The sequence below is a fragment of the Paenibacillus sp. BIC5C1 genome, assembly GCF_032399705.1.
GTDB lineage: Bacteria > Bacillota > Bacilli > Paenibacillales > Paenibacillaceae > Paenibacillus > Paenibacillus taichungensis_A.
Map to the genome: position 1 here is coordinate 756668 of NZ_CP135922.1, position 20584 is coordinate 777251.

Sequence of the window (20584 nt, forward strand, 5' to 3'; positions counted from 1 at the left end):
TAACCTTGCATGCTCTGCAGGCTGCTGATCGTCTTTTTACGTTACTTATCGTATTTATACGTACTGGCATTGAGTATTTTCACATGAACCTCCACCTTTCCGAGTTTAAACCGCTCAAGTGGATTAGCCCGTTTATATACCTCCTGTTTCCAGAGGGGGAGATCATGGCGATAGAGATGTTCCACCAAACCGTAGGAATCAATCTTGCGTGATTTGGTTTTCTCGAACGTATCACGGATTTGGGACTCCATCTGTTTTTCCGCGTTCTTTTCCATGATATGGGGAGAACGGTGAGAGCCATGATCCTCGATGATGGCGCTTTTAACTGAAGTAACCAGGTCAAAGGTAACACCATTTCCTTCTTTCCTGGCTTTGATCGTGGTTTTGGGATTATTAAGCCTAAGCGTCAGATCCGGAGTGTTGCCCCCATTTCTGTATACATATAACGGATATTGATATACGCGATCATAATTTACATATCGTGTCCCATCAGCATCTTTGCCTGTAATCCTGCCTTGACTTTTACCGTTTGAAATGACATAAAACCCATCCATTCTAATAAGTGGGGGTGCTTCATCCCCGTTATACCAGGTCTCGTTCTGATTGGTAATGGAAGGCAAAAGAATGACTGAAGCAGGCTCCCGAAATCCGTCAAGGAGCTGGTGAAGTCGGATCGGTTCATAACCGGAATGTTGCTTATAAAGCTTCATCGGTTCGAACAGCTCGATGGTCTGGGCGGATTGGTTCAGCAGGGCAGAGGGAGAGAGTACATCTGTAATGTTTTGCTCTGTACCGTAGAGCCAGGGGGTATATCTCAGTTGGCCTGAATGCAGCAAGGTATTAAAGACATCCTCCAGCCGCCCATTCAATATATTTTTTGATAAGACTATCGCTTTTACATGGGTCCACAGCGTTTGTTGCTGAGAGGTTTGATATAGGTCATCAATAGCCATACTCAGCGTAGAACCCTTCCCTCGTCCGATCCAGATATCACTTGCTTCCCTTGAAGTTGGGCCTTCCTGCTTGGCAATACTGGAGAAATCAATGAGTTGAGCGTAAGCAATGTATTGGTTGTCTACATAGTCTATCCCTACAGCGGTGATAAAGTTAATGCTCTGAACTTCTTTGGAATCCCAGCACCCAGTCAGCAAAATGAAGCAGCATATCAACAAGCTAACCTTAGCCGTCCATCTTGTCACGAGCCTTTCCTCCGGCGAGTGGAATCCTGTGTGTGGAGTGCTGCAGGACGCTTGGTCCGTTTCATGGAAGGTGGCATGGATACAGCTTGGGTGAAGTCGTCGGGAATGTAAGGGGAGACGGGTGACAGATACGAGACGCCGTAACACTCCAACGAAACGAGGTGAACCAGGAGACCAAATAGTCCAATCATGAAACCGAATAATCCAAGGATGGAAGAAATGATAAGCATTCCAATCCGGACTTGAGCAGTAGCCCCACTGAGCACGGTATTCACCAGAATATAGCTGGAGATCACCGAGATAGCGACCGTGACAATGATCGTGGGAGAAGTAATTCCTGCTCGAATAGCGGCATCTCCGATAATAAGTCCACCTACCACGCTGACGGTCTGTCCCAATGCACGAGGGAGTCGGCGGCCAGCTTCGTTAAATAGCTCGAACATAAATATCATTAAAAATGCTTCCAGCGTTACTGGCATGGGTAGACCCATCCGGGTACCTGAAATGGTTGCGAGCAGAGGCAAGGGAATCTGCTCCACATTGAAACTGGTTAGGCCGATATAGAAAGCAGGAAAGAAACAGGCAATTAGTAGTCCGGAAATGCGCAAAATACGCTCAAAAGTAACAATGAAGAAAGGGGTACTCTCGTCTTCCGGCGATTTTAACTGATTAAACAGAGTGGTTGGAGCGATAATGGCTACAGGTGAACCTTCAATGAGAACCACAAATCGCCCATTTAAAAGGGAGTCCACGACATAATCGGGCCGCTCCGTATTATCCGTGAGTGGGAAGATACTGCGAATCCCCCCCATAATGGCACGTTCCATAATAGAGGTACCGAGAATGCCGTCGATTTCAATTTGGTCGAGATTATGGCGTGCTTCTTTCAGAATTTCCGGGTTAATAATGTCTTTGACATACAACAGACCAATAGTTGTCTGGGTACGACCACCTTTAACATATTTTTCATAACACATGGAAGAGGTTTTCATTCTTTTACGAACGAGGCCGATATTCACGGATAGCTCTTCAGTGAACCCATCCCGAGGCCCTTTAATCGAGGACTCGATCGCTGATTCCTCAGGGTTTCTTCCTGGTATATTCGCGATATCTAGACTGCAGGACTGATCACCATTTCCGAAAATGAGCAGTAATTGTCCACTAAAAATCAACAAATTTAAATTCTCTGTATCTGTAAGATCTTCTATCGGATTCAAGGTTAATCCCAATTCTTTGGGGTGTGCTTCTTCTATGAAGAGGGAATGCTGTTCCAGCCGTGGGATAATAAACTGGTTGATTTGTTTGCCGTCGACCAAACCGTCGCAATAGAGCATAATCACCGACATATCGGTTTCATCTTTGGCTGGAAAGGTCTGAATAACAACATCTGCGCAGGGATTGAACTGCTCCTCAAAAGAGGCAAGCAGTGTTTCATGGGACGTGGTGTCAATCGTTTGGTGCTCCATGATTTTTCCTCCTCTGATGGCGTGAACTGATGTATGCAACGGCTGTTGCAACTACTGCTAGTCCGCTCAGATACATGAGATTGAACGGGAATATGTACTGGACAAGCAGTTTTTCGAATGTCATATCATCCAGAGGATACAGCATGGAAAGAATAAATAAGACGCCGAGAGTGGCACAACATATGATCCTTCTGGAGGCGCTCTTAATATTCCAAATTTCTACTACAATATACATGGCCAGACTAATCCGGGTGAAAGAACCGGCGAGCCATTGATAAATGGAAAAGAAATCAGTCTGGGCAATATATTTGCCCAAGGAGGCAATTCGCCATTCTTCAAAGGCGGGATATCGCATTTTGGCAGCTTCAAAAGGATCGAATTCCACGATTGCACCAATGAGTGGGCCAAGTGTTAGCCCCAGAATAATGAACGCAAGCATCAGGTATTGCCATACACGTATGCGTTTGGAGAGATGGGGCTGCAAGTACCAGATGAACAGCAGCTCAAACATGCCTGAAAGGCTGTACACCGTGCCATGAAACACGGGATTCCAGCCATGTTCAAGCACAGGCAGCAGACGACTATAATCCTTGTATTGTGTATTAACGATAGCGACATAGAAGCCAAGCAGCACAACTAAGGGCAGGATCAATCCTGCTGTAAATGCCAGAGAGCGTACTCCTTTATAGGCCGCATAGGCACAGAGAGACATCAGGGCAATGCTTGTAACCAATATTGGCGTCTCCGTCAGATAATTGGTTTTGGCCCAAGTGGTGGTGTCGTGCAGAGTAAAGTAGATCACGGACAGAAAAAAGAGGCTGTTTCCCACCCGAAACAGTATGCCAAGAGGCTTGCCAAGATGGGAAGTCAGCCATTCATGCAGGGTTTGATGCTGGAGAAAACGAGAGACATACGCGAGCATTAGAGTGAATAAAAGATAAGGCCCTGCAGACAACAGAACGGATATCCATGCATCCCTTTTGGCCGAAGACAAAAGGGCAGGGATGATCAGGACGTGGCTGATCAGGCCGACAGATAACATCATTAACATCATGGCTTGCAAAAAAGAAGGCTGTGTTGGTTTCATGCTGAGGGGACCTCTTTTCCCAATATACTGTTCTCAGCAGTGTTAACGTGATCAGGCCTTCTCATACCGTCAGTCGAAATAACGTATCCCCATCGCTTCACGAACCTCAAGCATCGTCTCACGTGCAGCCTGACGGGCCTGATATGTGCCCTCCACGAGGATTTCTTTCACTTCATGCCCACGTTGTTCATAGTAATTTCGCCGTTCACGGAAAGGGGAGAGCAGTTCGTTAATTGCAGTGCCTGCAATCTTCTTGCAATCCTTGCAACCAATGGTGCCATTACTACAGTTCGCATGAATTTCAGCTGCCTCGTCCTTTCGAAAAAGCTGGTGGTAGGCAAACACCGGACAAATATCCGGATGTCCCGGGTCAGAACGATGAATGCGTGCGGGGTCGGTTTTTGCCTTGGACAGCTTGGCATACACATCATCAGGATGGGCATTCAACGAGATGGCGTTGCCCATACTTTTGCTCATTTTGCCCACGCCATCCAGTCCGCCCAGCCGTTCTCCGGTCAGAATACGTGGTTCAGGCAGAACAGGCGCATATAATTCGTTGAACCGCCGCACCAGTTTCCGCGCTGTTTCAATATGTGGAATCTGGTCTTCTCCCGCTGGAACAAGAGTTGCTTTGCAGAACGCAATATCCGCAGCTTGGCTGACGGGATATCCAAGAAATCCGTAATAGAGATCCTTATAACCACGGTCACGTGCTTCGTTTTTAATCGTGGGATTATGCCGAAGACTGTTCACCGTGATAAACATGGAGAATATGACAGTTAGCTCGGCAATTTCCGGGATCATTGACTGGATGAACAGAGTGGCTTTATTGGGATCGATACCTACGGAAAGATAATCAAGTGTCACTTGATGCACGCTGTCTGCAATCAGCCCCGGTTGATCATAGTGGGTCGTGAGCGCCTGTACATCAGCCAGTAAAATATACGTTTTGTACTCATCCTGCAATTGCACCCGACTGCGCAGGCTGCCTACGTAATGGCCGAGATGAAGCTGTCCGGTTGTCCGGTCTCCGGTTAAAATAATGTCTTTGTTCTTGTTCATGGTTCATTCTCCTTTGATGTTGTGATTTGTCGATCTTTAATTGCTGACGCCACCAACCGTCTTCCACGACCATCACCTCCTTTCAGCCTGCAACAGTTTTTGGGTATATCCATAAATCAAAAAAAGCCTCGTCCTTCATCCTGTTTCCCAGACGGGAACAGAATAGAAGGACGAAGCTTATACTTCGCGGTGCCACCTTAATTGGCCGCTGGTTTGCGGCCCACTTGAGGGATACGGATGGATTATATGCAAGAAGCCCGCATATTGCCTTATCGATATCCTGTCCATGGATAACGGCTGAACTTGCCGCCTTGCCTACTGACGATCCGCGCTCCTGAGTTAGGTGGCAGAACGTGTTCAACTCGGAACTCCGAAGCCCATTTCCACATGACCGATACACCTGCTCACACCATCCGCCGGCTCTCTGAGGTATCTAATCCTGTATACTTCTCTTCATCATTGTTGATAACGTCCATTTACAATTTTTCACATTGTATCATGCTTGATCTGGTTTGACCAGCTCACGTTTTCTTCCGCTCATATTGGTGCCAAGTACACCAGCGATGATCAGCAGAGCTCCAACAAAGTGGTAGCCATGAACAGGTTCATGCAAGATCCAGGCTCCGCCAGCAATCGAAATAAGCGTGGATAAATTACTGAATACACTCATTTTGGAAGCTTCCAGATGAGTCAGGGCATAACTCGCCAGCAGCGTGGAGAACATGGTGGAGAGGATGGCCAGATAGGCCAGTGCTCCTAGGTAAGATGCATCTCCCAGTGGCTTCACATAATCCATCATGGTTCCGCTCGACGCGTGACGAATCAGGGAAGCTGCGTTGAAGACGATAAATCCAACCATCAGGGTCACCCAGGTCAATTCCATCGGTTTATATTTCTGCGCCAAGGGTCTTGCCAATACACCATAACCTGCAAAACAAACCGTGGAGAGCAGCAATAAAGCAATACCTTTAAAATTGCCTGCCGACATCCCGCTCCCTTTCATCAAGAAAATAAAGATAACACCGGCCACGGACAACAGCAGGAACAGTTTTTGCAAAAGGGATGTACGTTCTTTTAGAAAGATAGAGGCCAACACAAGTGTGAATACGGGGGCCATCGCCTGGATAATCCCTGCTTCCGATGAGTTGGACGAGACTAGCCCGAATGCCTGAAAGGCAAAGAACAAAACAGGAGAGAGCAGCCCTAGCGGAATGATACGCCACAGATCACGAAGGGTTAGCTTGATTTTGATCCATCCAAAAATAACAGGGATGCTGACTACAAGTAACGACAAGGCAAAACGATGTGCCAATACATCAATTGGATGTGCGACACTCACCGTCATTTTGACGAATAAAAAGGATAAACCAATAATGGCTGCATATAAAACAGCTGCTACATATGCATATGTTCTAGTCTGTCTATTGTTCATGGGTTTCCTCCAATAATACGGTTTTTCTTTTCTAATTCAACGGAGCATAAGTTGCTGCGTACGCTGTCTGACCTTATTCAATATACTGCCAGACCAATAGTGGTACAATAGACAAAAACGTTTACTGTACCGGTACACTTGAAGTAATGCTGAAGTCGGAGGAGGGGCAGAATCCAATGAGAAAATACGAAATCATCGCCGAATCACTTAAGCAATGGATCCAGGATCAATTGCGCCAGCAGAACAGTGGACAATGGCAGGATAAAGGCATCAAACTGCCGGCTGTGCGTGTTCTGGCTGAGCAATATCAATGTAGCGTAAGTACAGCCATACGCGCTTACGAGTGGCTGGAAGAGCGGCATCTGGTCTACGCGGTGCCTCAGTCCGGATATTATGCGGTACAGAATGGGGCTGAAGTGGAGGATGGAGAGTGGCAGGGGCCAATGGATTTTGCCTCCGCAGCTCCTGATCCGCGAGTATTCCCTTATTCCGATTTTCGCCATTGTGTGGATCAGGCAATGGAGAAGAAACAGGCAGAGCTCTTCTTGTACGGAACCGAAAGAGGCTTGCCTTCCTTGATTGAACTATTGCAGAAGCAATTCGCTGATTATCAGGTGTTTGCCCGGAAGGAGCAGTTCTTTATTACTTCAGGTGTGCAGCAGGCTCTAGCTGTTCTGGCGTTAATGCCTTTTCCGAATGGGAATAAGCAGGTGATGCTGGAACTGCCGGGTTATCATAATATGCCTTCGCTTCTACAAGGGCTGAATGTACCGATTGCTGGTGTGAGGCGTTCTCTGAATGGCCTGGATTGGGACGCGATCGAACGGCAGTTCCGCGAAGGAGATATCAAATTCTTTTATGTTATGCCGCGTTTTCATAACCCGATTGGAACTTCCCTGACAACAGCTGAGAAGAAAAGATTAATCCGGTTGGCGCAGCGTTATGATGTCTATCTGGTAGAGGATGATTTCTTGGCTGATCTGGAAGAGAACACGAAGCAGGACCCGTTATGGTCGTATGATACGGAGGGGCGAGTGATTTATCTGAAAAGTTACTCCAAAATCCTGTTTCCTGGCCTGCGGATTGGTGTGGCTATTCTGCCTGCAAGTCTTACTGCATCGTTTAGTAAATACAAAAAAATGCTCGACATAGACACCGCGGTACTATCCCAGGCAGCACTTGAGGTCTACATCCGTAACGGGATGTTTGCCCATCATGGCAAAGTCATCCGCAGCCGCTATGCTGCCCGGATGAACAAATTGTATCAGCAACTTAATTCCTTCCCAGACTTCGGTCCATTTGCGAATGCACCGCGTACAGGTGGGGAGCATACGGTTCTGCCACTACCTAAGGATATGCCTCTCAGGGTCTTGCTGTCCCGGTTGGATCAACGGGGAGTCATTGCCGATACAACAGAACGATATTATCCAGAAGGTGCACAGGAGATATATCAGGATAAAATGCTGCGGTTAAACATATCCAATGTACCGAAGCAGCGGATCAAGGAAGGGTTGCGGATTATTCGTGAAGAAATAGCGAAACTGCAAAAGGCGTCCACACAAGCGGATTAATTGCTTGTGGGACGCCTTATTTCATGCGATAAATTTCAGTGATGTTTGCTATGACACAATGTGTGAATTGTTAGATAACGGTTTACGCCTGAGCCATAGCTTTAAAGGAAGCTTCTGCGGCTTCAAGTGTTTCCGCAACATCCTTGTCCGTATGTGCAGTGGTCAGGAACCAGGCTTCATATTTGGAAGGAGCCAGATTAATGCCACGATTCAGCATATGACGGAAGAAGGAAGCGAACTGTTCACCATCGGTATCCTGAGCTTGATCGTAATTCGTAACCGGGTGATCACAGAAGTGAGTGGAGAAGGCGCCACGAATTCGGTTAATGGTTAACGCAATGCCATGACGATCCGCAGAAGCCTGAAGGCCTGTTGTCAGATCAATCGCAAGACGTTCCATCTCCGCATATACACCTTCGCCTTGCAGAACTTCCAGACAAGCGATACCCGCAGAGATAGACGCAGGGTTACCTGCCATCGTTCCGGCTTGATAGGCCGGGCCGAGTGGAGCAACCTGCTCCATAACCTGTTTACGACCGCCGTAAGCACCGATGGGCAGACCACCGCCGATGATTTTGCCAAGTGCAGTCAGATCCGGTTCGATCTCCGAATGATTGTCCAGTCCCGCGTAAGTCTGTGTAGAGCCATAGTGGAAACGGAAGGCTGTAATGACCTCATCGTAAATGACGAGCGAGCCGTTGTCCCGAGTCATGGCACAGAGTCCTTCCAGGAAGCCAGGTTCCGGCATAACCATACCGAAGTTGCCGACAATCGGTTCAACCATGACTGCGGCGACATCATCGCCCCAACGCTCCAGAGCCGCTTTTAGGCTGTCCAGATCGTTAAAAGGTACCGTGATGACTTCGTGCGCAATGCTCGTTGGAATACCTGCACTATCAGGAATACCCAGCGTGGAAGGCCCAGAACCTGCTGCCACAAGAACCAAGTCGGAGTGACCGTGATAACATCCAGCGAATTTCACAATTTTATTACGTTTGGTGTAGGCACGGGCAACCCGGATGGTGGTCATGACTGCTTCTGTACCGGAGTTTACAAAGCGAACCTTATCCATTGAAGGAATGGCTTCCTTCAGCATTTTGGCGAGTTTGATCTCAAGTTCCGTAGGCGTACCATACAGCACACCATTTGCTGCTGCCTCGGTAATCGCTTGGGTAATATGAGGGTGGGCATGTCCTGTAACAATCGGGCCGTAGGCCGCGAGATAATCGATATAACGGTTGTCGTCGACATCCCAGAAGTGCGCACCTTGCGCTTTTTTCATAAAGACAGGCGCTCCGCCACCCACCGCTTTGAAAGAGCGGGAGGGACTGTTCACACCTCCTACAATATGTTGAAGTGCTTCTTCGTATAAAAGCTCGGAACGGGAACGTGATGGATTCATAAAATAACTTCCTTTCGTATTAGATAAACAAAACACAGCGAGAGGGCAGCATATGGGCTGCCCTCTTCGTGTGCACTTCATTACTGTGCAGGTTGCTTGGAGTCTTGTTCGTCACCACTTGCCGTTTTGTCTTCGGCTCCGGTAGTACTGCCTTCTTCTTGAACAGGAGGATGAATGATATCTTGAATATATTGCTTGAGTTTTTCCTCATTGGTTACCGTCAGCACCTCAGCACCGCCTGGTGTCCGCTCTTCCTTGAGCATTTTCATTGGCGGGATTTGCTCGCTGCCGTTCATGCTGCTCTGATATCCGAGTCCGCCCAGCTTCCACATGTCGGATAGGGTCAGATTGGTATCTACATAAGGATTTACTTCTTCCAGAATGGAAGGCAGCTTGGCTATCGTTGTTGTTGACTGCATTTTCGCTGCTACAGCTTTCAGGAATTCGCGCTGCCGTTCGGAACGGGCATAATCCGACATGGCATCATGACGGAAGCGAACGTACATGAGAGCCGTGTCGCCATCCAAATGCTGGTAGCCTTTTTTCAAATCAATATCGTATTCATTATTGTCCGCTTTACTTGTATAGTGCATGTCCTTCTCTACGTCAAAATCCACACCGCCAACGGCGTCCACCAATTTGATGAATCCTTGGAAATCGGTATACACATAATACTGGACAGGGATACCCAGCAGGTCTCCGGCAGCTTTCATTGCCACGTTGGGACCATGGGTAATCGCAGTATTGATGCGTTCCTTGCCATAGCCGTCAATATTGACGTATGTGTCGCGCAGAATGGAGAATAAATTAATTTTTTTGGTGAGTGGGTCAAGCGACACGACCATCATGCTGTCAGAACGAGGGACTTCCCCTTTCTCCAGCCCGCGGGCATCAACACCCATAACGAGAATATTTACCGTTTCGGTGCCTTCCCATTTCGGAGGATCCGGTGTACTTACTTTTTCAACATTTTCGATACCGGCAAACGGCGATTCATCGCCTTCCTTTTGCAAGCCATTCAACTGATTGAGAATAGAACCGAAATAAAATGCCGCAGCGCCTCCAACAATCAGCACGAAGGCGGCAAGAGAAATCCATATGGTTCTCTTCGTCTTTCTGGTCATGCTAGCTCTCCTTTGTATTCAAAATAAATGATGATGAGTCCAATTTGATCTAGCCTGGGCTTTCCGTACACGACATATCTGTGAGATGCAACAGAGGACGCGGCCTAAGACTATTTTTTTAAAGCTTGCTGAATTTTGACTGATACTATTATAATTTCTTTTTGGGCTACAAGCAATTTCAACAAAATCCAAGTGAGGTATAATCATGCTGGCGATTGATGTCAAAGATTTACGCAAGTCGTTTAGCGTCCAGAAAAGTCGAGGAGGACTTAAGGGCGCATTCCAGGATCTGTTTGCACGTCAATACCAGGAGGTATTGGCTGTAAATGATATTTCATTTCAGATTCCGCAGGGCGAAATATGCGGATATATTGGGGAGAACGGTGCCGGTAAATCAACAACGATCAAGATGTTGACCGGCATTTTGGTGCCTACTTCAGGGCAAATATCGGTTGGTGGATATGTTCCGTATCAGGAACGTGAGAAGTTTGTACAGAATATTGGTGTCGTTTTTGGTCAACGCAGCCAACTCTGGTGGGATATTGGTGTCATTGAGTCTTTCCATCTGCTGCGCAAAGTGTATCGAGTAGGAGAGGTCGATTTTCGCAAACGTCTGGATGAATTGGTTGAGCGGTTACAGCTTCAGGATCTGCTGAACCGTCCGGTTCGTAAGCTCAGTCTTGGACAGCGTATGCGCTGTGAGCTGGTTGCTGCGCTGTTGCATAATCCGGATATTGTGTTTCTGGATGAACCAACCATTGGTCTGGATATTGTCGTCAAGTCGGAAATCCGTGAATTCCTGAAAGACATGAACAAGGAACACGGAACAACCATTTTGCTGACAACCCACGATCTGCAGGACATCGAAGCTTTATGTTCAAGAGTTATTATGCTCGATGCGGGCAATATCATCTATGATGGCGGGTTGGATCATCTCAAATCCCAGTGGGGCAAAGAACGGGAAATCCGGTTCAAGTTTGGTACGGCTCACCCCATGGAACAAATGCTGGAATGGACAGCGGCGCTTCCTGTTCGCTGGACGGTGGAGAATGAGCTGTCCGCATCGGTCTGGATTCCACTTGAACTCAACGTGTCGGATGTGCTGGGACGTGTCGTTGGACAGGCAGATATTACCGATATTCAGATTATTGAGATTAACACGGATGAAATCGTGCGCAGTATTTACCAATCCGGTTCAGCCGAGCGTCCCGAGATTGTGGGCGCAAAGAACGAAGCGGTGGGTGTATCCTAACATGAATAGTGCTTTTTTCGATTTTATGCGCATTCGGTTCCTGACAATGCTTGCATACCGGGTGAATTATTATTCCGGCATTTTGATATATACGCTGAATATCGGCGTGTATTACTTTACGTGGCAAGCCATTTACGGCAGTAGTGGTGAACTGGGCGGTTTTACGGCAGCTCAGATGACGACATATGTGGCTGTATCGTGGATGGCGCGTGCGTTTTATTTTAACAATCTGGACCGTGAAATAGCCGCAGACATTCGGGATGGCTCCATCGCCATTCAATTCATAAGACCGATCAACTATGTCATGGTCAAAATGATGCAAGGACTAGGCGAAGGTATTTTCCGTTTCCTGCTGCTCATGATTCCTGGAATGCTCATTGCCATTCTGTTGTTCCCGGTTGAATTGCCTACGGCGCCGTCCGCGTGGATTGGCTTTTTGGTTATGCTGTTCTTCAGTTTCCTCATTAACTCCCAGATTAATGTCATTACGGGACTGGCCGCATTTTTTGTGGAAAACAATGAAGGTATGATGCGCATGAAGCGCGTTGTGGTTGATCTGTTTTCGGGTCTGATCATTCCAATCAGCCTCTATCCGGGCTGGATGTCCGCAGTGATGAAAGTATTGCCTTTTCAGGCCATTACGTATCTACCCGGTTCGGTTTTCACTGGAAGAGTGGAAGGCACAGGCATCTGGAGCGTACTCGGCATTCAGGTGTTCTGGTTTGTCATACTGCTCATTCCGATGATGCTGATCTGGCGTCAGGCGCGCAAGCGTCTGTTCGTGCAAGGAGGATAACAGAGTGTACTATATGGGTCTGATCTGGGAATATTTAAAAAATTATATGAAAACACGTCTCACGTACCGTGCCGACTTTTGGGTTGAGATCCTTTCGGATTTGCTGTTCCAGGCAACCAATCTGATCTTTATCTTTGTGGTTTTCCGACATACGGATAATTTGGGCGGCTGGAGTGAGAGTGAAGTCCTTTTTGTTTATGGATATTTTATGGTGCCGTATGGCATCTTCAGTTGTTTTATCAATCTGTGGGGGTTCAGTGAACGGTATATTGTCAAAGGCGAGATGGATCGCATATTAACACGACCTGCGCATAACCTGTTCCAGATTTTACTCGAAAATGTGGACCCGCCTGCACTTGTAGGTTCTTTTATCGGTCTGATCATTATGGTTATCAGTGGTGCAGAGATGGGACTTATGCTGGAGTGGTGGCATATTCCGGCCCTTATTATTCTTACTCTTAGCTCAGTGTTAATCTATGCAGGAATCTATATCACTTTGACGTCGTTGTCTTTTTATTCGGACGCGCCTACAGGCATCCTGCCATTAATGTACAACATTCAGGGATATGGACGTTATCCGGTAACCATCTATAACCGCGCGATTCAGGTCCTGTTAACGTGGGTCATTCCATTTGCCTTCGTGGGTATTTATCCGGCAGCCCTGTTCCTGGAACGATCCGAAATGCATCGAATGGCGATGCTAACACCTGTGATGGGATTGGTGTTTGGCTCCATCGGTCTTCTTCTGTGGAATTATGGTGTGAAGAAGTATCGCGGAGCAGGATCATAAAACAGAAGTCCTTTGTGAAAGGAAAGAAGAGATAAAGGAGGGTATGTTTTGACATTAACTGAAGGCAAGCTCGCACCAGACTTTGAACTTCCGTCTAGTACGGGAGAGACGGTGAAGCTCTCGGATTATCGCGGACAGCGGGTGCTGATTTATTTTTACCCGAAGGATATGACTTCTTCCTGCACACAGCAGGCATGCGATTTCCGTGATCGTCATGAGGAGTTCAAGGGGTTAAATACAGTTATTCTGGGGATTAGTATTGATCCGATGAAGCAGCACGACAAATTCATAGCCAAATACGGCTTGCCATTCATCTTGTTATCCGACGAAGAACATAAGGTTGCCGAGCAATACGGCGTATGGCAGCTCAAAAAGATGTATGGCAAGGAATACATGGGGATGGTACGCTCCACGTTTCTCATTGATGAAGAGGGTGTACTTCTGAAGTCGTGGTTGAAAGTGCGGGTTAAAGGCCATATTGAAGCAGCACTTGAGGCTGTACAGCAACTTTAGGAAGTTAACTCGTCTGTTCTCTACACATCGAAAAAATGTTTACTTCATAATAAAGGCTGTGTTCGCGGTATATATACCGTGAAGCACAGCCTTTTTATGTGGGCAAGCGTTCTGGATGGGGCTGATTTTTTCTGTTCTTGCCAAAGCGAATGCGATGAACAAGTAAAAGCAGCAGAGGAATAATAAAACTGCAAGTAATGTCCCAATCCACCCATGCAGGCATAATGGTTTCGATATAAAAAATGACATTGGGGGAGATCAGGATGGCCAATGCAAACATGAGCAAGGATGAAGGAAGAATGAGCGGTTTGTAGGTTTTTAACTGAAACAGCTGAGCTAGTCCGATAACAAAAGCGAACATGTACAGCAGGCTTTTGAAATAGGTCGCAATTAACCAGGCAGTAGCCATGAAAGCTTCAATACGCTCAAAGAAGTTACCGATATTAATTTTTTGAGACAGGGTATACGAAATAAAAATGTTATGTTGGGTTAGGAAAGGACCCACAACCATAAGGGAAAACAATAACAGTACACACAGGAGCAGACCTCCGCAGAAAGTGGCAAGCAACAGGTCTCGTTTAAGGTGCGGCCCTGACACTACATAAGGAAGAATCATCGTAAGCACGAGCAACTCCCCGAAGGATGTAAATGCTCCACGTACAACGGTTTCAATCAAATGAACCCGACTGATGTTAAAGATAGGCTGCAGATGTGAAACTTTTATGTTGGGCAGCAACCCCACGAACAGGAGTGCCATGAAGACAACAACAATAGGGGTCAATAGTTCACTGGTTGCTCCCATGGTTTGCAATCCTTTCATTAGGCCCCAGATCAGTGAACACATGAGTATAATCAAAATGATACGGATGGGGGTCTCGAGGTAGATTTGAGTCGTCATAAAGTCTCCAACTTCGCGGATACAAATGGCAGCGCCTATTGCAAAATAGAATAGGTAACCAATAGACAAGACCGATCCAATCCATGTACCAAGCAATTTCTTGCAAATTTCTATTAAAGATAGTTCAGGGGAGGTTTGTTGTAGTTTGTACAAAATCCAAATGATAAATAGACCGATGGGCTGACTGAGGAATGAGCATATCCATGCATCCTGTTTACCCAAGGTAGTGACCAACGATGGATAGATCAAAATCATATCCCCAACCATGACAAGAAAGGTAAGCAGGGCAAATTGCCGAATGGTTATTTTTTCTCTGATTGGCATGGTTTCTGTACTCCTTCCTGACATAGTAGAACTCCAGCTTTACCTTATCCCGAAGGCTTGTTTTTCCAACCCTTTTTGAACATATGCACCAACAGTAACAGTCCCGGCAAAATAATGCTCAATGTGGTGTCCCAATCAACCCAATATGGGACGACGGTAATGACGATGAAGGTCAAATTGGGCGAAACCAGATTGGCAAGGCCAAATATAAGCAATGATGCTGGCAGGATGAGTATCCGATACTGCTTGAGCTTAAATAGTTCGGCGCATCCGACGATAAATGCGTACATATACACCATCGCTTTAATATACGTGGAGATCAACCAGGAAGAGGCCATAATGGCTTCAATACGCTCAAAGAAACCACCGATGTTAATTTTCTGAGATAAAACAAAGGAAGCATAGATGTTGTGCTGTGTAAGGAAAGCACCTAGAACAAGCAGAGAGATCAAAACCAATACAGCAAGCAGCAAGTTGCCAAGTCCTGCCGCCATAAGAACATCCCGAGTTCGATGAGCCTGTTTTAGCGTGTAGGGAATAATCATCATAATGGGGATCAGCTCACCTATGGGATATATAATACTTATGAGAATACCCTGCAGGATGGAAACAACGCCGGAATCCGTTACAGGCTTCAGATTACTGGGATCAACCTGAGGTAATAAACAGAATGCAAGCACGAGAATAAACACGATAAGGATAGGCATCAGCAATTCGCTGCTTCGTCCCATTGTTTCCAGACCATGGTATAGCCCCCACCCAACCGTAATGACAAACATCAGAATGATGACCCTAATCGGGGTGTACTGAAAGATTTGGGAGGTAAGGAAATCTCCTACCTCTCGGGTGTGTGTGGAGGCACCTACTACAAAAAAGAAAAGATAGAATACGGATACGAGACTGCCCGGCCAAAATCCCAGAATACTTCGTAAAATCTGTATCAGATTTTCTTCAGGATACAGACTGCACAGCTTCAAAAACATGAGTATGAGTCCCATTCCCAACGGAACCCCGATAAGAGCACATATCCAGGCATCTTGTTTGGCATAGGATGTGATGACCGAGGGATAGATGAGCATCATATCCCCGACTACCATCATAAAAATGAGGATGGACAATTGTCTTGTTCCGATGCGGCCCTTCTCAAGCATAATGTCCCCTCCTTTTTTCCTAAGTTCCCGTCAAGTGTGCCAGAAATTGATTTACAGGTTCATAAATCCATATGATGAGATAGAGTGGACTGGGTATCTCCCACAGGTTGGCCGCGAAGATGCTTAGAACAGTGGCTAGAATCAGCAAGACACTGTAAACAGCTGTTTCTTTCCATTCCTTGCGACGTACAAGCCCAGGCAGATCGAACCAACCAATGATCCCTGCGACTACAATGACACTAAGTGTAAGTAACACTCTGACTCACTCCCTAATTTGATCTTTGAACGAATCATCCAGTGTGCCTACACGTTTAATTTGAACATTGACATCGTAATGGACATCCAGATCTTCCAAATAACGATCCCAATCTTTTTCCACCTTTTTAAAGAACTTGGGATCAGCATGATAGACCTCTTGTCCGAATCCGAAAATATCAACATGAAACTTGCGCTGTACCGATTTAATGGATTTTTGCATGAGTTCTACAAGCCGTTCCTCACTATCCCGTTCCAATTCCTTGAGTACTTTCATTGAACCGATTTTGATTTCGCACTCTACTGCGGCTACAGACGATACATTTTTGATGTTGATGTCGATTACAGGTCGTCCTGCAACAACCTTCGCTTTCCGTTTGGTCGTTGTGCGGAGTGCTTTAAACGTCACATATCCATTTTTGCGGCAAGGCAAATGGCTTATGGTGGATACCACATTGTTTCGAATGTAGTTATATCCCTTGGATTCGTCCTCCGTTAGCCAGCCAATTAGCTTGTCTCCCTTAAATACGGATAGCCCGGTTGAATTAAGCCTGGCAGGAGACTTTATAGTAGCAATATTGGCCTGGCTTCCGCTGTTCTCCGGTGGACCGACAACCTCTACCCCCGTAATGACAGGCTGTATTCCAGGTGCCAATAAATATTCCATTAATTGATCCCCGGTTACGGTTGTTGTGGGTGACCAGGTCTTGGTAGAGACGTCCAATGAATTGAACATCTTCTCCGCAGGCAAGTTTTCAAGAGGCGTCAGCACGTCGAGCACTTTGGAAGCCGTTGTATTTCTAGCAACCATGACGTAATAGTCAGGGCGAACCGTAGGCTCGCGCATTAATGCTTCTGTGATATCATAAATGCCCACTTTGCGAGCGTACTCCTCGCCTATGACCATTACGCGGATATGTGCCATGAATATACGACGGGGGCTTGATTCCGTTAATTTTTGAATGGCTTCAAACAAGGTTGGCGCAGAAGCTTGATACTGAGTCACGGGCGTTCCTTTACCTCCACCTGACTTGGAAGATACCTCATTGGGAACGACAACCTGGGCACTCACCTTAATCATGTCTCCATCCTTGTCCACACCAAGACCCAGCATGATGCCAAGTTCGTTGAGTTCCTGCCGATCCCAGCATCCGGTAAGGAGAGGGAGCAGAACGGCAAAAGATAGAATCATTTGTATGCATTTGTTCATACACGGTTCTCCTTACCGATTATCGCTTCATTTTTTTGTTTACCTGTCTGGTTTCATTCGGAGTTCCGGTAGAGATCGGACGGGTTTTCATCCGGGTCCAAGGCACGCGGAAAATGGTATCTTTGAGATCTTTCCCGATGTAAGGTGCAAACGGGGACATGTAAGACACGCCGAAAGATCTTAAACTGCATAGATGAGTTACCGTAATCAGCAGAACCATCAGAATCCCGTAGAAGCCAAAGGCGGCAGCCAGAATCATCAGCACAAATCGCAGTATTCGCACAGAGATGGACAGACCATTTTCCGGAATGACATAACTGGATATCGCAGTAATGGACACGATGATAACCATGGCAGCCGACACAACGCCCGCATCTACTGCGGCTTGACCAATAACAAGGGTACCCACAATGGAAACGGCCTGACCGACGGTTTTCGGAATCCGAATGCCGGCCTCGCGCAAAATTTCATAGGTTAGCTCCATTAAGATGGCTTCAATGAATGCCGGGAATGGAACACCTTCACGCTGAGCTGCCAGACTAATAAGCAGGTTGGTAGGCAGCATTTCCTGATGGAAGGTAGTAATGGCAATGTAAAAGGATGGAGCGAGCAACGCAATAAAGAAGGCCAGATAACGGATCAGTCGAATCAACGAACTGATATCGGCACGTTGGTAGTAATCTTCGGGAGACTGAAAGAAATGAACAAACAGGGCTGGGACAAGCAATACGAAAGGAGTGCCATCTATAATGATCGCTACCCGGCCTTCAAGCAGTGCAGCACATACGGTATCTGGCCGCTCACTGTTATAAACCGTGGGGAAGATCGTGCCTGTTTTGTCCTGTACGAGTTCCTCGATATATCCGCTTTCCAGAATAGCGTCAATATCAATCTCATCAAGTCTGCGCCGCAGTTCTTGTACAACCTCTTGATCAACGATATGCTCCAGATATAACACGGCAACTCTGGTATTAGAGACTCGCCCAATCTCCCTTTCTTCAATCCAAAGATGAGGGTCTCGAATTCGTTTGCGTATTAACCCTGTATTCGTACGCAAGTTTTCATTAAAGCCCTCCATGGGACCGCGAACAACCGTCTGGGAGATCGGTTCACCCACAGGACGGTCTTCCCAGCCTGCTGCTGCAATTTTCAGGCCTTGATTGGAACCCTCCAGGAGCACAACGGCAAAGCCTGCCAGAATGGCATCAAGAACGTCTTTCATCTCATCGATTAAGATTACGTTCCCAGATGTCAGCACGTCATTCTGGAGATAGATCAGATGTTCATTATCCTCCGAAAACTCAGGTATATCACGGGTTTGTAACAAGGATTCCAGGATGGAATGATTAATGATCTGCACATCTACCATTCCATCGATGTACAACAGGACAGAAGGCCACTTGTGCAAACACTGCAGAGGACGAATCATCAAGTCTTTGCTGTTCCCCATTACCTTCTTGCAATAATCCGTATTTTCCGTAAGATTCGGAGATATTCTCTGATCTTGGCTGCTCTGCGTCGCTGTACTCATTCCTTCACCCCTTATACACCCTATATTTGCAAATTAGTATGACCTGGATGAGTCAGGATTATCACAAAAGTGTTATTGAATATCCCTCAAAATAAAAAAAGAACATTGTCAATCTTTTTAAATTAGAATATCATCTAATTAGATTTATATCTAATTTATTTATTTGAAAAGAGGATTCGTGATGTTGTTTAGATCTTCCGTTCTGACCCTGCTACAAAAAGAATCGGAGTACCGCAAGTTCTTTGTTGCGGGATTAGTGAACGGCATAGGTGACCGTTTCTGTCAGGTCGCCATGCTTTCGATAATACTCAGCACAACAGGATCTGGACTTGCTGTAGGACTTGCCCTTGGTCTGCGTGTGCTTCCATTTCTGTTGCTTGCCCCGGCAGGCGGTATGTTAACCATGCGTTTCTCACGGCGAAAGATTATGCTGCTTACCAATTTGATAAGGGTTCCTCTTGCTCTGAGCTATTTATTCGTAAACAGTGCAAATGATTTGTGGATTCTATTTACAGCGAGTACTTTACTAGCCTGTGCTGAGGCTCTCTATGCACCGGTCCGCAAATCAGGCATACCACTGCTTGTACAGCCGGAACATTTGCTCCAAATTAACGGACTTGAACAGGTGATGAACGGTACGGTGCTGATCGTAGGTGCCTTTCTTGGGGGAATCGCCTCATCAGTAATGGGCCCGCAGGCTACGTTTATAACTAATGCACTGTGCTTTTTGATGGCTGCTGTTTTGATCCGGAAAGTCTCGTTTCCATCCGGAATGGGTACGGAATCAAACGAGATATCACTTGAAAGTATGGAGAGATCAGCCGCTGCAGCTTCTGGTAAACCTTCAGTGATTTCTTGTGCCAATGGTGCAGTTCATGTTCCTTCGGTGATATGGAGGCTGATTCGATCCTCTGTAGCATTACAGATCATCATCCTGTTCGAGTTATGGGTACCGGTGATAAGCGGGATCGATAATGTATTAATCAGCGTTTATGCAATTGAAGTGTTTTCCCTTGGGGATTGGGGTGTAGGTCTGTTCTATGCGGCGCTTGGGACAGGGCTGGTATTAAGCAACTGGTGTTCTCGTTATTTTCAGCATTGGCTGCTCCCTGGAGTAGTTCTGTGTCTACTCGTGGAAGGGGGATTGCTTATGCTGCTTAGTGTGGTGACTCTGCCAGTAATCGCAGTGCTGATCTATATTCTGCTGGCCCTTATGTCAGGAGTAGGCAATGCTTGTCTGGATACATTGCTGATGCGCGAAACACCTGAGAAATATCGAGGACTCATCTATGGCTTGGTGACGGCTTGCAGTAGTACCATGTTGGGGTTATCCATGTTTGGTGCGGGTTTGTTATTAGAAGTGATGGAGCCACAGAAACTTGGTTTCGCAGGCGGATTGGGTTTTGCGGCCATTGCCGTTTTGCTTACAACCTATGGATGGCTAAGGGCGCGTGAGGCGTTTAAGATTAGGCGTACTATCAAAAGAAGAACATAAAAAAGGAGCCGCGATATGCAGCTCCT

At 46.6% G+C, this 20584-nt stretch carries 18 protein-coding genes and 1 other annotated feature; of the genes, 6 read left to right on the forward strand and 12 right to left on the reverse strand.

Annotated elements, in window-relative coordinates; all coding sequences use genetic code 11:
- Positions 1–41 precede the first annotated feature (41 nt).
- The 5 genes from RS891_RS03615 to RS891_RS03635 all read right to left on the reverse strand — a co-directional run bounded on the left by RS891_RS03615 (position 42) and on the right by RS891_RS03635 (position 6246).
- Positions 42–1199: a Ger(x)C family spore germination protein gene (locus RS891_RS03615; protein ID WP_181586715.1), complete on the reverse strand. Its 1158-nt coding sequence runs from the start codon at positions 1197–1199 to the stop codon at positions 42–44.
- Positions 1196–2665: a spore germination protein gene (locus RS891_RS03620; protein ID WP_315794446.1), complete on the reverse strand. Its 1470-nt coding sequence runs from the start codon at positions 2663–2665 to the stop codon at positions 1196–1198. Before RS891_RS03620 ends, RS891_RS03615 begins: the two co-directional genes overlap by 4 nt.
- A complete protein-coding gene (locus RS891_RS03625) occupies positions 2646–3752 on the reverse strand; it encodes a GerAB/ArcD/ProY family transporter (RefSeq protein WP_113055333.1) in 1107 nt (368 codons plus the stop codon). Before RS891_RS03625 ends, RS891_RS03620 begins: the two co-directional genes overlap by 20 nt.
- Positions 3753–3821: 69 nt before the next feature.
- The gene (gene trpS, locus RS891_RS03630; RefSeq protein ID WP_315794447.1) at positions 3822–4814 is read right to left on the reverse strand and encodes a tryptophan--tRNA ligase; all 993 of its coding nucleotides are present in this window, start codon (positions 4812–4814) and stop codon (positions 3822–3824) included.
- A gap of 163 nt (positions 4815–4977) precedes the next feature.
- Positions 4978–5283: a binding site (T-box leader), on the reverse strand.
- A gap of 27 nt (positions 5284–5310) precedes the next feature.
- Positions 5311–6246: a DMT family transporter gene (locus RS891_RS03635; RefSeq protein WP_315794448.1), complete on the reverse strand. Its 936-nt coding sequence runs from the start codon at positions 6244–6246 to the stop codon at positions 5311–5313.
- 176 nt (positions 6247–6422) lie between these two features.
- Between RS891_RS03635 and RS891_RS03640 the strand changes: the two genes are divergently transcribed.
- A complete protein-coding gene (locus RS891_RS03640; RefSeq protein WP_315794449.1) occupies positions 6423–7817 on the forward strand; it encodes an aminotransferase-like domain-containing protein in 1395 nt (464 codons plus the stop codon).
- A gap of 82 nt (positions 7818–7899) precedes the next feature.
- On the opposite strand, the gene RS891_RS03645 is transcribed toward RS891_RS03640, so the two are convergent.
- Together RS891_RS03645 and RS891_RS03650 are read right to left on the reverse strand one after the other, a co-directional pair.
- A complete protein-coding gene (locus RS891_RS03645; RefSeq protein WP_315794450.1) occupies positions 7900–9219 on the reverse strand; it encodes a glutamate-1-semialdehyde 2,1-aminomutase in 1320 nt (439 codons plus the stop codon).
- Positions 9220–9299: 80 nt separating this feature from the next.
- Positions 9300–10343 carry an LCP family protein gene (locus tag RS891_RS03650; RefSeq protein WP_315794451.1) on the reverse strand — a complete coding sequence of 348 codons (1044 nt, stop codon included), beginning with the start codon at positions 10341–10343 and terminating at the stop codon, positions 9300–9302.
- A gap of 205 nt (positions 10344–10548) precedes the next feature.
- Here RS891_RS03650 and RS891_RS03655 point away from each other — a divergent pair, with 205 nt between their 5' ends.
- The 4 genes from RS891_RS03655 to bcp are packed head-to-tail and all read left to right on the forward strand — an operon-like array spanning position 10549 to position 13694.
- Entirely contained in the window at positions 10549–11595 is a 1047-nt protein-coding gene (locus tag RS891_RS03655) for an ABC transporter ATP-binding protein (protein ID WP_063568167.1), read from the forward strand.
- Position 11596: 1 nt separating this feature from the next.
- A complete protein-coding gene (locus RS891_RS03660; protein WP_053779604.1) occupies positions 11597–12391 on the forward strand; it encodes an ABC transporter permease in 795 nt (264 codons plus the stop codon).
- A gap of 13 nt (positions 12392–12404) precedes the next feature.
- Positions 12405–13181, forward strand: a complete 777-nt coding sequence (locus RS891_RS03665; RefSeq protein ID WP_181586716.1) for an ABC transporter permease — start codon at positions 12405–12407, stop codon at positions 13179–13181.
- Between the two features lie 48 nt (positions 13182–13229).
- A complete protein-coding gene (gene bcp / locus RS891_RS03670; protein WP_315794452.1) occupies positions 13230–13694 on the forward strand; it encodes a thioredoxin-dependent thiol peroxidase in 465 nt (154 codons plus the stop codon).
- Between the two features lie 94 nt (positions 13695–13788).
- Here bcp and RS891_RS03675 read toward each other — a convergent pair whose 3' ends face one another.
- The 5 genes from RS891_RS03675 to RS891_RS03695 are packed head-to-tail and all read right to left on the reverse strand — an operon-like array spanning position 13789 to position 19063.
- On the reverse strand, positions 13789–14916 hold the full coding sequence (locus tag RS891_RS03675) for a GerAB/ArcD/ProY family transporter (protein WP_315794453.1): 1128 nt from the start codon (positions 14914–14916) through the stop codon (positions 13789–13791).
- Between the two features lie 44 nt (positions 14917–14960).
- Entirely contained in the window at positions 14961–16067 is a 1107-nt protein-coding gene (locus RS891_RS03680; RefSeq protein ID WP_315794454.1) for a GerAB/ArcD/ProY family transporter, read from the reverse strand.
- A 19-nt stretch (positions 16068–16086) separates the two neighbouring features.
- Positions 16087–16323 (reverse strand): hypothetical protein, encoded by a 237-nt coding sequence (locus RS891_RS03685; protein WP_315794455.1) that lies wholly within the window; start codon positions 16321–16323, stop codon positions 16087–16089.
- 6 nt (positions 16324–16329) lie between these two features.
- On the reverse strand, positions 16330–17532 hold the full coding sequence (locus RS891_RS03690; RefSeq protein WP_315794456.1) for a Ger(x)C family spore germination protein: 1203 nt from the start codon (positions 17530–17532) through the stop codon (positions 16330–16332).
- Positions 17533–17551: 19 nt separating this feature from the next.
- Positions 17552–19063, reverse strand: coding sequence for a spore germination protein (locus RS891_RS03695; RefSeq protein WP_315794457.1), 1512 nt, complete (start codon positions 19061–19063; stop codon positions 17552–17554).
- 181 nt (positions 19064–19244) lie between these two features.
- Between RS891_RS03695 and RS891_RS03700 the strand changes: the two genes are divergently transcribed.
- Positions 19245–20558, forward strand: a complete 1314-nt coding sequence (locus tag RS891_RS03700; protein WP_315794458.1) for an MFS transporter — start codon at positions 19245–19247, stop codon at positions 20556–20558.
- Positions 20559–20584 lie beyond the last annotated feature (26 nt).